General features: G+C 74.6%; 13 protein-coding genes and 1 tRNA gene. 3 read left to right on the top strand and 11 right to left on the bottom strand.

Annotated features, from left to right (window positions below; all coding sequences use genetic code 11):
• Positions 1-9: 9 nt before the first annotated feature.
• The 5 genes from ACZ5NJ_RS24685 to ACZ5NJ_RS24665 form a co-directional block, all read right to left on the bottom strand.
• Positions 10-1,209, bottom strand: coding sequence for an AAA family ATPase (locus tag ACZ5NJ_RS24685; RefSeq protein ID WP_468767363.1), 1,200 nt, complete (start codon positions 1,207-1,209; stop codon positions 10-12).
• Entirely contained in the window at positions 1,206-3,041 is a 1,836-nt protein-coding gene (locus ACZ5NJ_RS24680) for an ankyrin repeat domain-containing protein (protein ID WP_468767362.1), read from the bottom strand. The genes ACZ5NJ_RS24685 and ACZ5NJ_RS24680 overlap by 4 nt, the downstream gene beginning before the upstream one ends.
• Positions 3,038-4,189, bottom strand: a complete 1,152-nt coding sequence (locus ACZ5NJ_RS24675; protein ID WP_468767361.1) for a leucine-rich repeat domain-containing protein — start codon at positions 4,187-4,189, stop codon at positions 3,038-3,040. Before ACZ5NJ_RS24675 ends, ACZ5NJ_RS24680 begins: the two co-directional genes overlap by 4 nt.
• A 108-nt stretch (positions 4,190-4,297) precedes the next feature.
• Positions 4,298-4,370, bottom strand: a tRNA-Arg gene (locus ACZ5NJ_RS24670).
• A 75-nt stretch (positions 4,371-4,445) separates the two neighbouring features.
• Complete coding sequence (locus ACZ5NJ_RS24665; RefSeq protein WP_468767360.1) at positions 4,446-5,549, bottom strand: hypothetical protein; 1,104 nt, start codon at positions 5,547-5,549, stop codon at positions 4,446-4,448.
• A 221-nt stretch (positions 5,550-5,770) separates the two neighbouring features.
• On the opposite strand from ACZ5NJ_RS24665, the gene ACZ5NJ_RS24660 reads away from it, so the two are divergent.
• Entirely contained in the window at positions 5,771-6,583 is an 813-nt protein-coding gene (locus ACZ5NJ_RS24660) for a glutamate ABC transporter substrate-binding protein (protein ID WP_468767359.1), read from the top strand.
• 75 nt (positions 6,584-6,658) lie between these two features.
• On the opposite strand, the gene ACZ5NJ_RS24655 is transcribed toward ACZ5NJ_RS24660, so the two are convergent.
• Positions 6,659-7,225, bottom strand: a complete 567-nt coding sequence (locus ACZ5NJ_RS24655) for a DJ-1/PfpI family protein (protein WP_468767358.1) — start codon at positions 7,223-7,225, stop codon at positions 6,659-6,661.
• A gap of 217 nt (positions 7,226-7,442) precedes the next feature.
• Here ACZ5NJ_RS24655 and ACZ5NJ_RS24650 point away from each other — a divergent pair, with 217 nt between their 5' ends.
• On the top strand, positions 7,443-8,258 hold the full coding sequence (locus ACZ5NJ_RS24650) for an endonuclease I family protein (RefSeq protein WP_468767357.1): 816 nt from the start codon (positions 7,443-7,445) through the stop codon (positions 8,256-8,258).
• Positions 8,259-8,279: 21 nt separating this feature from the next.
• On the opposite strand, the gene ACZ5NJ_RS24645 is transcribed toward ACZ5NJ_RS24650, so the two are convergent.
• The 4 genes from ACZ5NJ_RS24645 to ACZ5NJ_RS24630 all read right to left on the bottom strand — a co-directional run bounded on the left by ACZ5NJ_RS24645 (position 8,280) and on the right by ACZ5NJ_RS24630 (position 12,472).
• Positions 8,280-8,879 (bottom strand): hypothetical protein, encoded by a 600-nt coding sequence (locus tag ACZ5NJ_RS24645; protein WP_468767356.1) that lies wholly within the window; start codon positions 8,877-8,879, stop codon positions 8,280-8,282.
• A 165-nt stretch (positions 8,880-9,044) separates the two neighbouring features.
• Entirely contained in the window at positions 9,045-10,676 is a 1,632-nt protein-coding gene (locus ACZ5NJ_RS24640; RefSeq protein WP_468767355.1) for a beta-N-acetylhexosaminidase, read from the bottom strand.
• Positions 10,677-10,761: 85 nt separating this feature from the next.
• A complete protein-coding gene (locus ACZ5NJ_RS24635; protein ID WP_468767354.1) occupies positions 10,762-11,199 on the bottom strand; it encodes a GlcG/HbpS family heme-binding protein in 438 nt (145 codons plus the stop codon).
• Between the two features lie 49 nt (positions 11,200-11,248).
• A complete protein-coding gene (locus ACZ5NJ_RS24630; protein WP_468767353.1) occupies positions 11,249-12,472 on the bottom strand; it encodes an MFS transporter in 1,224 nt (407 codons plus the stop codon).
• A 199-nt stretch (positions 12,473-12,671) separates the two neighbouring features.
• Here ACZ5NJ_RS24630 and ACZ5NJ_RS24625 point away from each other — a divergent pair, with 199 nt between their 5' ends.
• Complete coding sequence (locus ACZ5NJ_RS24625) at positions 12,672-13,124, top strand: MarR family winged helix-turn-helix transcriptional regulator (protein WP_468767352.1); 453 nt, start codon at positions 12,672-12,674, stop codon at positions 13,122-13,124.
• 70 nt (positions 13,125-13,194) lie between these two features.
• On the opposite strand, the gene ACZ5NJ_RS24620 is transcribed toward ACZ5NJ_RS24625, so the two are convergent.
• Positions 13,195-13,566 (bottom strand): FAD-dependent monooxygenase, encoded by a 372-nt coding sequence (locus ACZ5NJ_RS24620; RefSeq protein ID WP_468767351.1) that lies wholly within the window; start codon positions 13,564-13,566, stop codon positions 13,195-13,197.
• Positions 13,567-13,770: the final 204 nt, after the last annotated feature.

The raw sequence follows: 13,770 nt of genomic DNA, 5'->3' as shown, positions 1-13,770 counted from the left end.
GACCGCCCGTCAGCGGGCGCCGGGGAGGGCCCCGGCCAGCTGGAGCAGTTCCACGAAGGCGTCGATCCCGGCGGGTACGGGCCAGGACGGATCGCGCATCGCGGCCAGGTCGGCGGCGGCCCGGGCGGCCACGTCGGGCACGCCCGCGTCGACGGCCTTGGCGAGCACCGTCCAGCCGGCCTCCCAGCGGGGCCGGGTGCAGTCGGCCCGGACGGCGGCCACCACCGCGATGAGGAAGGCCAGCTGGCGGTCCCCGCGCTGGGGGAGGGCGAAGGCGTCGGGGTCGGCCAGTACCTTCTCCGGGTCGGGCAGGTCGAGGTTCTCCAGGTAGGCCAGCAGCTCCAGGCCCGCGCCGTCGCCGACGGCCCCGGTGAGCGCGGCGGACAGCGCCTCCCGGCCCGCGCCGGACGCGTATCCGGTGGCCAGCAGGCGCAGCGCCATCTCCCAGGTGCGCGGGGAGGGCCAGGCCCGGCCGCGGCCCTCGGCGTCGTCCGGCATGTGGTGGACCAGGCCGGGGCGGGCGGTGAGGAAGCCGGAGACCACGCCGCGGGCGCGGGCGGCCGCGCCGGCGGCCCGGGCGGGGTCGACCACGGGCAGGGCCGTCTCGGGCCAGACGCCGGCCATGCCGCGGGTGACCGTGCGGGCGTCGTGGGTCCAGTCGAGGTGGACGAAGCGGTTGGCGAGCGGCGGGCTGAGGTGCCAGCCGTCGGCCGCGCTGGAGGGCGGGTTGGCCGCGGCGACGATCCGTACGGACGGGGGCAGTCCGAGGCTTCCGACGCGGCGTTCGAGGACCACGCGCAGCAGCGCGGCCTGGACGGCGGGCGGGGCGGAGGACAGTTCGTCGAAGAACAGCAGTCCGTGTCCGGTGCGGGCCAGGCGCACCGCCCAGTCCGGCGGCGCCATGGGCACGCCGGTGGTGGCGGGGTCGTCGCCGACGACGGGCAGGCCAGAGAAGTCCGAGGGTTCGTGGACGCTGGCGATGACGGTCTCCAGCCGGACCCCGAGGGCGGCCGCGAGCCGCTCCATGCCGGCGGACTTGCCGATGCCGGGCTCGCCCCACAGCAGGACGGGCTGATTGGCCGTCACCGCCAGGGCCAGGGCCTCCAGTTGGGGGTTGGCCGCGGGCTCGGTGCGGGTCGCGCCCAGGCGGGCGCCGAGGGCGTCGGCGGCCGCCAGCGCGGGCGCGGGCCCCGCCGGTGCGGTGGTCATGCCTCCCCTGCCCCGCCGCCGACGGGACCCGTGGGGTCGCCGATGGCCGCGTAGCCGTCGTCGTCGTAGTCCTGCTCCTCTTCCCACTCCTCGCGCTCGTCCATGAACTCCTCGTACTCGCCGGAGCCGAGGTCGGGGTGGCGTTCCTCCACCAGCTGCTTGAGGAAGGAGAGGTCGCCGCGCTTGTAGCGGCGCACCACCTGGGCCAGCGACAGGTCCAGCTCGTCGACCACGTCGGTGCGGGCGCCGGCCGCCAGGAGCGCGCGGACCAGGGCGGCGGTCCCGCCGTTCTGGACGGCGCACTGGAGCGGCGTGCGATCGGCGTCGTCCTTCTGCTCCAGGTCGAGTCCGGCCTCCAGCAGCCGGGGCAGCAGCTCCTCGTGGCGGACGAAGGGCAGCAGGTGCAGCAGGCCCTGGCCGCGGCCGTTGCGCACCCGGGGGTCGAGGCCCGCGTCGAGCAGCGCGAGCACCCCGGGGGTGTCGCCGTGCTGGACGCGTTCGAACAGCTCGCGCCGCTCGGCGCGCAGGGCGCGCGGGAGTCGGCCCTCGCCGCCGGTCCAGGCCTCCTGGACGGCGAAGCAGCCGGCGACGGCGCCGCCGAAGGCGCGCAGGGCGCGCTCGCGCCGCTGCTCCTCGGCGGTGTGCGGGAGTTCGAGTACGCCGCCCCGCGAGCCGACCTCGTGCCATGCGCCGAAGCAGCGCACCCGGACGGGCCGTGGCGCGGCGGGGCCGGGCGGCCCCTCGGCCGGGCCGGCTCCGGGGAACAGCGCGTCGGCGACGAGCGGGTGCAGGGCGTGCGGGGCGGTCCGGCCGGAGCGCACGAGGTACGGGTCGGGCAGCGGCTGCCAGGCGTACTCGGGCAGCCGGGGGACGTCCCTCACCGACTCGGGGTCGACGACCCGCAGCCGCAGCCCGCCGCCCGCCGCCGGCTCCAGGAGCAGGCGGGCCCGCCAGTGCGGGTCGAAGCGGAACCGCTCCCCCGCGCCGGCCGCGGCCAGGCGGCGGTACCCGTCGGCGAGCCGGACCGGCTCCAGCGGGACGGACTCCAGCGCCTCCCGGGCCTCGTGGGTGGGGTAGAGGCGGCCGCGCCGCTCGAAGGGCGAGAGGTCCAGCTCGATCCCGGCCGTGGCGAAGGCCTCCGGCAGGTCGCCGCGCCGGTGGAGCTCGGCGGCCCATTCGGTGCGGGCGGCGCGGTCGCCGGCGGCGGGTTCGGCGCAGGGCAGCGCGTCGGCGCCGAGCGGGGTGCCGTCGGCGTGGAAGAAGGGGAGCCGGCCGGCGGGGCCGGCGCAGGTGCGCAGGCCCGCGGTGTGCCGGGAGTCCCAGAACCAGGGGGCGAGGGTCCAGTCCTCGGTGACCCAGCGCGCATAGGCGTGGCGTTTGCGGGCCGGGTCGACCGGCGCGCAGTGCAGCCGCAGCCGCTGTGGTCCGTCCACCATGGCGCGGGTGGTCGCGTACAGGACGGGCGCGGTCTCGTCCCGGCCGTAACGGGCCAGGAGGACGCGCCGGTTGGGGGCGAGGACGGTGCGGCCGCCCAGGACGCGGGGCAGGTGCCAGCGCAGCAGCTCGGGGACGAGGTGCAGCAGGTCGGCCTCCGCCCGGCCGGCGATGCCGGTGCCGTACGCGGAGGCGAGCGCGGGCAGGTCGAAGGCGACCTCGACGCCGGCGGCGGCGCAGGCGGCGCGCCAGTCCCCGGCCAGGCGGTGCGCGGTGGCCCGCTCGATCATCCAGCGGGGCACGGCGTAGCGGCGCACGCGCTGCCAGGCGGCGGCGTCGTCGTCCGGCAGGGCGCCGGGCGGCAGGCCGGCGAGCCGGTTGTCCTCGCGTGCGCTCACCGGTACACGCTGCCGATGGCGCGCAGGTCGGGGTGGCCGGGCCGGGCGGGGCGCAGCCGTTCGGCGAAGGAGCGCTTGAGGCGGCGGGGGGTGCCGGGGCCGAGGCCGACGTGCTCCAGGGGACCGCCGTCGGGCAGTGCGGCCAGCAGGCGCTTGGCGCCGCGGCCGGTGATGCCGGTGTGGCGCAGTTCCAGGCGGCGCAGCGGGCTGCCGGGCAGCGCGTCGGCCAGGGCGTACGCGCCTTCGTCGCCGGTGGCGTTGCCGGTGGAGCCGAGGCTGCGCTCGGACATGACCCGGCCGAGGTCGAGGGACTCGATCCCGCCGAGGGCGGCGGCCAGGGCGCGGGCTCCGGGCACGCCGATGCCGTTGCCGCCGAGGCCCAGGCGCACCGGGCGGGCGGGTCCGGCTTCGGCGGCGGCGGCCGCGAGGACCGCGGCGCCCTCGTCCCCGAGGTGGTTGGCGGGGACGTACAGCTCGCGGACGCCGGCCTCGCGGATCAGGGCGGCCAGCAGCGGGGCGGCTTCGGCGGTGAGGCCGTTGCCGCCGAGGTAGACGCGTTCGAGCGGGGTCTCGCGGGTGCGCAGGGCGTCCAGGAGGTGGCGCAGGGCGTCGGTGGTGACGCCGGTGTTGACCAGGTCGAGGGTGCGCAGCGCGGTGTTGCGGCGCAGCAGGGCCGCGAGGGTGCGGGCGCCGTCCTCGTGGAGCGGGTTCCGCTTGAGCCAGAGGGCGCGGACGGTCGTGTCCTCGGCGAGGGCTCCGGCGAGGGCGAGGAGGCCGTCGGGGCCGATGCGGTTGCAGCCGAGGTAGAGGGTGTGCAGGCCGTGCTCCGGGCCGGCCGCGGTGAGGGCGGATGCGAGGGTGCGGGCGCCTTCGTCGGCGATGGAGTTGGTGCCGAGGAGCAGGTGCGCGGCGTGCGGGGAGGCGGTGGCGGCGGGCAGCAGGCGCGCCGCGCCGGCGGGGCCGAGGCCCTGCTTGCACAGGTCGACGCGGCCGTCGGCGCGCAGGGTGCCGAGGGGGAAGGTCTCGTCGGCCTCGACAGGGTGCTCCCGCGCGAGGCGGGCGAGCAGCGGGTCCAGGGCCGCCGGGTCGGCGAGCGGCAGGTCAGGGTGCTCGATCGCGGGGCACCGTACGGGCGTCGGCCGTGTCATCACCACTCCACCGGTTCCTTCGCCGGCTTCCGGCGACCGAGCAACATCGGGTACGACCGCCGTGACGGCACGGCGGGGCGCCGCGCCGTCACGGCGGGAAAGAAGACGCAAGACCGGTCGGATTCGAACCGACGTCCTCCAGCTCGATGCTTGGGCGCGACGACCTCTGCGCTACGGCCTTGCTGCGGTGATCATAGCGGCTGGGTGGCCAGAAATCGATCACCAGTTTGATTCTCTCGGGCGCTGCGCCGGCCGGCTACCAGTCCCCGTCCCGCACCGGGTCACCGGGGCGCGGGGCCTTCCCCAGGTGGGTGACCTGGCCCGGGGCCGGGGGCGTCCAGGGCGTGTGGTCCTCGCCCAGCCAGTCGCCCACGGGCTTCACCCGTGCGAGCGGGTCCGCGGCCGGCAGGTCGGTTCCGCTTTCGTCGTAGTAGTCGTACCAGGGCAGTCCGGCCCGGGTGTAGGCGGCCCGGTCCACGGGTGAGGGCGGGGCGTCCTCGCCGGTGATGCGGCGCCACTCGGGCGGGGTCGCCAGGTGGACGAAGACCCGCGCGGCCGGGGTGTCCGCCCAGGCCGACAGCGGGCGGTCGTCCCGGTAGACCTCCTGGCGCATCGCCCCGCCGGCCCCGAGCCCCATCGCGGGGGCCGGGGGCCGCCGGGCGGCGGGCGCGGCCGGCGCGGCGCCGGGGGCGGCCATCGCCATCGGCGGGGGCGGCGGCCCCCCGTAGCCCCCCGAGGGGGCGCCGGGGGCGGCGCCGTAGGCGCCCGGCGCCGCGCCGCCGAACCCGGGGCGCGGGGGCCGGAGCCGCTGCGCGTCGCGCCAGGCGGCCAGGGCGCCGGGCTCCAGCGGGAACGCCTGGAGCTGCACCCCGCCCGTGGTCTCCGCACCGGTGACCTGCCCCTCGACGGTGGCACCGAGGCCGAGCGGTACGGCCACGAACTGGCGCACCGTCCCGTCTCCCGAGTTGATCCCGTCGAGCCAGGGCTGGCGGGGCAGCACCACGTAGTTCTGCGGGTCGCGCGCGAGCCGGCCCGTCCACGGCCTCCCGGAGACGGCGCACACCTTGCCGACGCCGACCTGGAGCGCCGCCGGCTCCGTCGACCCGCCGAAGGCCAGCCACATCGCCTCGCGCAGGTACACCGGCAGCATCACGCCGCCCCTGGTCCGCCACTCCGCGGGGACGGTGTCCGGGTAGTCCTCGACCCGGCGCAGCGGGAACTCCCCCAGCCCCGGCGGCAGTGCGTGCGTCCCCGATTCGGGGAGGCGCAATGTCCGGATGAACCTGATACGCACCCCGTCGCCCAGCAGCAGGGTGTTCCCCTCGATCCGCGCCGCGCCGATCGTTCCGCCCGTCGCCATCCACCGGCCCCTTCTTCCGTGCCGGAACGCCGTCACCGGAGGATCTCCGGCGGAACCGGATCGTTATCCTCAAGTTTTCCTCAGATCTAGTGACGCTGCGCCCGTCGCCTTCCTAGCTTCCTCATACACGTGCCCTCGCGCCCCCGCGGTTCCGCACGTCCCCCCACGTTTCCCGCGACACTCCCCGCGCGGATCCGCGTTCCCCGAGGAAAGAGCAGCACATGAAGGTTCCCAAGGCCGGTGCGGTCGCCGCAGTGATCGCCCTCGCCGCCACCGCCTCCGGCTGTGGTGGCGAAGCCAAGAAGGAGCCAATCGCGGTCGGCATCAAGTTCGACCAGCCGGGCATCGGCATGCGCGAGCCCGACGGCACGTTCACCGGCTTCGACGTCGACGTGGCCACGTACGTCGCCAAGGAGCTCGGGTACAAGGCGAACGAGATCGAGTTCAAGCAGGTCTACAGCAACGACCGGGAACTGCTGATCCAGTACAACGAGGTCAAGTTCGTCGCGGCCAGCTACACGATCAACGACAAGCGCCGCGCGCAGGTCGACTTCGCCGGCCCCTACTTCGTCGCCCACCAGGACCTGCTGGTCCGCGCCGACGACAACACGATCACCAAGCCGGAGGACCTCAACACCAAGCGGCTGTGCTCGGTGACCGGCTCCACCTCCGCCGAGAACGTGCGCAAAAATCTGGCCCCGAAGGCGAGCGTGCTGGAGCTCGGCGGGTACTCGGAGTGCCTGGTCGCCCTCCAGGACAACCTGGTCGACGCCATGACCACCGACAACTCCATCCTCGCCGGCTACGCGGCGCGCAAGGGCAACGAGGGCAAGTTCAAGCTGGTCGGGCTGAACCTGAGCAACGAGAACTACGGCATCGGTCTCAAGAAGGGCGCCTCCGACCTCCAGAAGAAGATCAACGCGGCGCTCACCAAGATGGTCTCGGACGGCTCCTGGGAGGCGGCCGTGAAGAAGAACTTCGGCCAGGCGAACTACAAGTACGAGCCGGCCCCGCGCGTCACGACGGGCAGCTGACGCCGCCGTCCCGCAGCCGCGCGCCGAGGGGCCCCGCCGGATCCGGCGGGGCCCCTCGGCCGCACCCGTACGCCGCTATGCCAGCGGCGCCTTGGCGCGCAGCACCGTCAGGAACTCCCGCATCCAGGCGGAGTGGTCGGGCCAGGCCCGGGCGGAGACCAGGGTGCCGTCGACGACGGCCTCGGAGTCCTGGAACTCGGCCCCGGCGGCCCGCATGTCGGGCTCCAGCGCCGGATAGGCCGTCACCCGGCGCCCGCCGAGGGAGCCGCTCGCGGCGGTGATCAGCGGGCCGTGGCAGATCTGGGCGATGGGCTTGTCGGCCCCGGCGAAGGCGGCGAGGATCCGGCGCACCTCGGGATCGTTGCGCAGGTACTCGGGGGCCCGCCCGCCCGGCACGACCACCGCCGCGTACTCCTCGGGGACCACCTCGGCGAAGGCGATGTCGGCGGGCCAGGTGTAGCCGGGCTTCTCGGTGTAGGTGTCGAAGCCCTCCTCGAAGTCGTGCACGACGAAGCGGAGCTTCTTGCGCGACGGGGCCGCGATGTGGACCTCGTACCCCTCCTCCTGGAGGCGCTGGTAGGGGTAGAGGACCTCCAGGGACTCCGCCGCGTCGCCGGTCACGATGAGGATCTTCACTGCCATGGGCTGCTCCAGGGGGCGCTGTCGACGGCCGGTGGGGACCGTCCGGGGCATGGCCTACCGTGCCCACGGCCGTCCGGCGGCAAACTCCTCGGCGAGCCCGCCCGACACATGGTTTTAACCTGTTCGATACATGACAATGTGAGCCTCGGCCTGCCACCTGACACCCCGCCAACTGCCAGGGCGGGGGCGGTGCTTGTGAAGAGGTGTCCCCCACATCATGAGAATCTCCCGTACGGCCCCCTGGGCCGCCGGCCTCGCGGCCGCCGCGCTGTTCCTCATACCGGCCACCGCCACGGCGGGCCCCCAGCGGACGGCGGCGGCTCCCCGCGCCGCGGCCGCCGCGACCAGCGTCGACGACTACTACGCGCCCGCCGCGGGCAAGACCGGCGCCGCGCTGAAGTCGGCGCTGCACGACATCATCAAGAACCAGTCGACGGTGACGTACGACGGCGTGTGGAACGCGCTGAAGGTCACCGACCAGGACCCCGCCAACCCGAACAACGTCATCCTGGTGTACTCGGGCCGCTCCCAGTCCAAGAACACCAACGGCGGCGGGGTCGACGACTGGAACCGCGAGCACGTCTGGGCCAAGAGCCACGGCGACTTCGGCACCGCCACCGGCCCGGGCACCGACCTGCACCACCTGCGTCCCGAGGACGTCACGGTCAACAGCACCCGCGGCAACAAGGACTTCGACATGGGCGGCAGCCCCGTCGCCGAGGCGCCCGGCAGCTACACCGACGCCGACTCCTTCGAGCCGCGCGACGCGGTCAAGGGCGACGTCGCGCGCATGCTGCTCTACATGGCCGTGCGCTACGAGGGCGGCGACGGCTTCCCCGACCTGGAGATGAACGACAAGGTCAACAACGGCACGGCCCCGCTCTTCGGCCGGCTCAGCCTGCTGAAGCAGTGGAACCAGATGGACCCGCCGGACGCCTTCGAGAAGCGGCGCAACCAGGTCATCTTCGACACCTACCAGCACAACCGCAACCCGTTCATCGACCACCCGGAGTGGGTCAACTCCATCTGGTAGGAACCCCGGTGGGCGCGGCGGCTACTTGACGTAGATCTCGTTGAGGGTGTCGATGACCCCCGCCGCGTTCAGGTGGTAGCGGAAGGGCAGGCCCTTGTCCGGGTGGGTGTCCAGCCAGCCGGTCAGCTCGCTGGTGGAAATGGGCTTGCCCATCACCTCCGAGGGCAGGATGGGCGCCGTCGCGGTGATCTTGGCGGTCTCCGAGATCGGGATGTACGTCCACGGGCCCGACGGTTCGAAGCGCCCGGGGCAGCCGTACGTGCCGTGCTGGACGATGAGACTGGTCATCCCGCCCTCGGGCGTGTAGCGGTGGACGGCGATCGTGTCGGGCGAGACCGGCATCCTGCCGTCGGCGCCGCAGGTCGGCGCGGGCGGCGGGGCCGGGGCGGGGGGCTTCTTCCCCGCCGGGGTGGCCGTCGCCGAGGCCTTGGGCGCCGCGCCGGTCTTCGAGGGGGCCGGCGCGGCGGCCGTGGCGGAGGCGGTGGGCGGGGGCGGTGCGGGCGCGGTGGGCTTCGCGGACGGCGCCCCCGCCGGGTCGTCGCCGTTCTGACAGGCGGTGAGCGCCAGCACGCCGCACACCACCAGGGCGGCCATGGCCGCCCGCCCCCGTACCGCTCTCATGGTCTTCTCCCTCTCCCGGATTCCGGCGTCGCCGCACCGTAACCCCCGGGAACCGGCCGGGGCGACGGCCGGAGGCGCTTCGTCACCGGGCCGGGATCCCGTTGTTGCGGAGTGCGGACCTCCGCCCCGCGCGGCGGACACCGGCGTTCGCCCGGCGGTCGCCGGTCAGGGGCCCAGGCGGCCGGCGAGGGACTGGAACTCGCTCCAGGGGGCCTGCGGCGGGCGGGGGTCCCAGAGCTTCTGGGAGAGCGCGGCCAGCGGCATCCGGATGCCCGCGGCCACCTGGGCCGGCGTCTGGGAGCCGGCCAGGTCGCACCAGACGGCGAGGCGGGCGCCGAGGATCTGCGCGTCGTACGAGGCGGGGACGGGGGCGGTGCCGCGCAGCACGAGCGGGGTCCACTGCTCGTAGATCCGCTTGCCGGTGGGGTAGGTGAACTGGTTGGGTTCGCCGAGGACGTAGTAGAGGTACTCGTCGTTGAGGTTGACCACCTTGCGGCCCGTGGCCAGGTACTCCGCCGGCGGCCGGGCGCCGTTCTCCTTGCCGGTCCAGTACTCGGCCTGGATGTCCGGGGCGGCCCGGGCTATGCCGTCCTTGAAGATCCCGTCGTTCCACGCCTTGAGGGCCTTGCCCGAGGGGCGGACCACCGCCGCCCGGTCGTTCAGCCAGCCCGTCGCGAGGTCCCGTACCCGGGCCGTGGCCCCGTAGCGGGCCCGTGCGGCGCTCGCCAGCTGCGGGAAGGAGGCCTGCGGGTCCTTGACGACCAGGGCCTGGTACTCGTCGGCGCCCAGGTGCCAGGCACCCGCGGGGAACAGCGGCAGGTACTCGCGCAGCAGGTCGTCGACGAGCTTCGCGGACGCCGGGTCGGATATGTCCACGGCGCCCTTGACGGCCCGGCCGGCCGCGTCGCGCAGTTGCAGCTCGGGGTGGGCGCGCAGGACGGCGCCGAGGTGGCCGGGCGAGTCGATCTCGGGGACGACCGCGATGTGCAGCCGGGCGGCGAGCGCGGTGATCTCCCGTACGTCGGCCTTGGTGAGGTGCGGGGTGGAGACGATCTCCGGGTGGCTGTCCGACGCGATCCGGAAGGCCTGGTCGTCGGAGAAGTGCAGGCCGAGCTGGTTGAGTTTGAGGTCGGCCATCTCGCGCAGCCGGTCCTCGATCCAGCCGGGGCTGAAGTTCTTGCGGGCGATGTCCAGGTTGAGCCCGCGCTGCGGTTTGGCCGGGGCGTCCTTCACCATGCCCTCGGGGGCCGAACCGGCGCCGCGTATCTCCTGTTTGAGGGTGCGGGTGCCGTAGAAGACGCCCGCCTCGTCGGGGCCGGTGACGGTGACCCGGCCGCCTTGGACGGTGAGGGTGTACGACTCGGGCGGGCCGGAGTCCTTCGCGCCGAGGGCGAGCCGTACGTCGCCCGGCTGCGACTGGTCGGACTCGGCGTACCCGAGGCGGAGTTCACCGGCCAGCAGCCTTCCCTCGTCGGCGAGGGCGGCGCTGTCGGCGGGCGATACGAGGACCCGCGCGGCGGGAGCGGGCTTCCAGCCGGGACCCCGGGCGGGCGTGTGCTCCCGTACGGAGGGGACGGTGCGCGGGGCGCTGGACAGCGGGTACGAGGAGGCCGGCGGCGGGGTCGGGGTGGCGGAGGCGCCGGTCGCGGGGCTGCCCCGCGGGGCGGTGGCGCGGGGGGCGGCGCCGTGTTCCTCGGCCCCGGCGGAACACGCCGGTACGGCGAAGGAGACCAGGGCGGCGGCCGCTGCCGTCGCGATGGTCCGTCCTCTTCGGAGCCTTCTGGTCGTCTGTCGCATGATGCACCGGTCCCCCGTACCAAGTTGGCACGGGGGACGGGTGCGCGCGACCCGGGGCGGAAGGGGGTGCCCCGGGCCGGCGGGCTCAGGTGCGGGCGAGGGCCTCCAGGGCTGCCCCGCCGAACCCGTGGTCCTGCTCGGGGGCGCCGCCGCCGACGCCGAGGGCGCCGATGAGGTGGCCGTCGCGGTGGACCGGGAGGCCGCCCGCGATGAACAGCAGCGGCCGGTCGAGGGCGGTGGGCAGGGAGTGGAAGGGGCCGCCCGGCAGCACGGCCTCGGTGAGGTCGGCGGTGGGGGCGTTCAGCTGGAGGGCGGTGTAGGCCTTGCGGGTGCTGGTCTCGCCGGAGATCAGCACGGCCCGGTCGTCGCGGCGGAAGGCCAGCAGGTGGCCGCCGGCGTCCAGGACGGTGACGCTGACCGCGACCCCGGCCGCCTCGGCGGCGGCGCGGGCCTCGGTGACGAGCAGTTCGGCGTCCTCGGTGGTCAGCGGGGAGACGGCGGCGCGGGTGGCGGTGCGGGACATGGGGGTGCTCCTGGTGGGGTGGGGGGATCGGAAGGGAATCGGAGGGGGATCAGTGGGGGGCGGGGGCGGGGGCGGGGGCGGCGGGGGTTCCCGCCGCGACGACCCAGCCGCCGTCCGGCGCGCGGCGGGCCGTACGCCGCTCCAGCGCTCTGGAGACGAGGGCGAGGACCAGGGCGGAGGCCGCGAGGGCGGCGCCGACCCAGTTCGGGGCGGTCCAGCCGAAGCCGGCGCTGATGACCAGGCCGCCGAGCCAGGCGGCGAGGGCGTTGCCCAGGTTGAAGGCGCCGATGTTGACGGCGGAGGCCAGGGTGGGGGCGCCCGCGGCCTGGTCGAGGACCCGCTTCTGCAGCGGCGGCACGGTCGCGAAGCCGAGGGCGCCGATGAGGGTGACGGTGACGGCGGCGCCCGCCTTGCTGTGGGCGGTGAGGGTGAAGGCGGCCAGGACGAGGGCCAGGGCGCCGAGGGACACGTACAGCATCGGCATCAGCGCCCGGTCGGCGAACCGGCCGCCGATCAGGTTCCCGGCGACCATGCCGAGGCCGAAGAGGACGAGCAGCCAGGTCACGGAGGTGTCGGCGAAGCCGGCTACGTGCGTGAGCATCGGGCTGATGTAGGTGATCGCCGCGAAGACGCCGCCGAATCCGAGGACGGTCATGGCCATCGCGAGCAGGACCTGCGCGTTGCGGAAGGCGGCCAGCTCGTGGCGGATCCGTACGCCCTCGGGGCGGGGCAGCTCGGGGACGAGGCGGGCGATGCCGAGCAGGCCGACCACGCCGAGCGCGGCGACGACCAGGAAGGTGACGCGCCAGCCGAGGTGCTGGCCGACGAGGGTGCCGAGCGGGACGCCGACCACGTTGGCCACGGTCAGGCCGGTGAACATCATCGCGATGGCGCCGGCCTTGCGCTCGGGCGCCACGAGTCCGGCGGCGACGACGGCGCCGATCCCGAAGAAGGCGCCGTGGGCGAGGGAGGCGACGACCCGGCCGGCCAGCATCACCCCGAAGACCGGGGCGAGCGCGGAGAGCACGTTGCCGACGACGAACAGGCCCATCAGCAGCATCAGCATCCGCTTGCGGGGGACGCGGGTGCCGAGGACGGTCATCACGGGGGCGCCGAGGACGACGCCGAGGGCGTAACCGGTGACCAGGAGGCCGGCGGTCGGGATCGAGACGCCGTATCCGGCGGCGACCTCGGGCAGCAGGCCCATGATCACGAACTCGGTGGTGCCGATCCCGAAGGCCCCGATGGCGAGGGCGAGGAGCGCGAGAGGCATGACGTGCGGCCTTCCGGGGGTGGGGGTTCATTGCGGGGGTGCGGGGATGCGGCCGGGAGATTGCGCCAGCCGTTTACAGTCGTCCACATTAATTGCAGACGCGGGATAATTGCAAACGCGGGCTATTGCACGCGTCCCCTATCCTGGGGGTACGCGCACGCGCACGCGGTACGCGTACGCCTCGACGACGGAGGACCCCATGACGGCCACGGACAGCGCCCCGACCCCCCTCGCCCAGGGCTGGTGCGCCCTCTCCCTCCTCCACGGCCGCATCGAGGCGCACCTGGAGCGGGCCCTCCAGTCGGGCCACGGGCTGAGCGTGCGCGAGTACTCCCTGCTGGACGTGCTCAGCCGCCAGCACGACGGCCCGGGCGGGCACCTGCGGATGCACCAGGTCGCGGAGTCGGTGGTGCTGAGCCAGAGCGCGACGACCCGCCTCGTCAGCCGGCTGGAGGACCGGGGCCTGCTCAACCGCTACCTGTGCGACACCGACCGGCGCGGTATCTACACCGACGTCAGCCGGGCGGGCCTCGACCTCCTGGCCGAGGCCCGCCCCACCAACGCCGCCGCCCTGCGCGAGGCCCTGGACGAGGCGGCCGCCCGCCCGGAACTGGCCCCGCTGGTCACGGCGATCGAGAACCTGCGCGGCTGACGAGCGTCCACCAGACCGTCGCTGAGCCCGAGGCTCTGCCCCTTCGGGTCCGGGTGAGCAGCGCCGGCACTCAGTACGACGTGAGCTCGATGGAGTTGGCCGCCCGCTGGATGGGTTCGAGGACCTTCGCCATCATGCGGTCCTTGCCGGGCAGGTGCTGGAGCAGGCGCAGCATCAGCAAGGAGATCCGCACCTGTGCGGGGCTGCCCATCACCATCCGCTTGACGTTCGCGGGACCGAGCTTCTGGCTGGCCTCGGCGAAGGGCCGCACGGCCCGCTCGTAGCCCGCGAAACCCTCCGCGGAGCCACCCGCCGCGGCGAGTTCACCGGCGAGGACGTACGCGCCCACCATCGCCAGGCTGGCGCCCTGCCCCGAAGCGGGGGAGGCGCAGTACGCAGCGTCGCCGACCAGGCCCACCCGGCCGGTGGACCAGCTGTCCATGTGCACCTGGCTGAGCGAGTCGAAGTAGAAGTCGGGGGCGGCGGGCAGGACCTTGAGGAACCGCGGTACCTCCCAGCCCTCCCCGCGGTACGCCTCGGCCGGCAGCCGCTGCTGCTGTCGTGTGCGGTGGTGTAGGCGAGGGCGGTCCGGCCCGGGCCCACGTACGTCCCGTGCTGGAGGAGCCAGTAGGCGAGGGTGGCACCG

It is taken from the genome of Streptomyces sp. NPDC032091 (genome assembly GCF_055580265.1).
The sequence above is the reverse complement of the archived record's forward strand: the minus strand, read 5'-3'. Positions and strand labels throughout refer to the sequence as shown.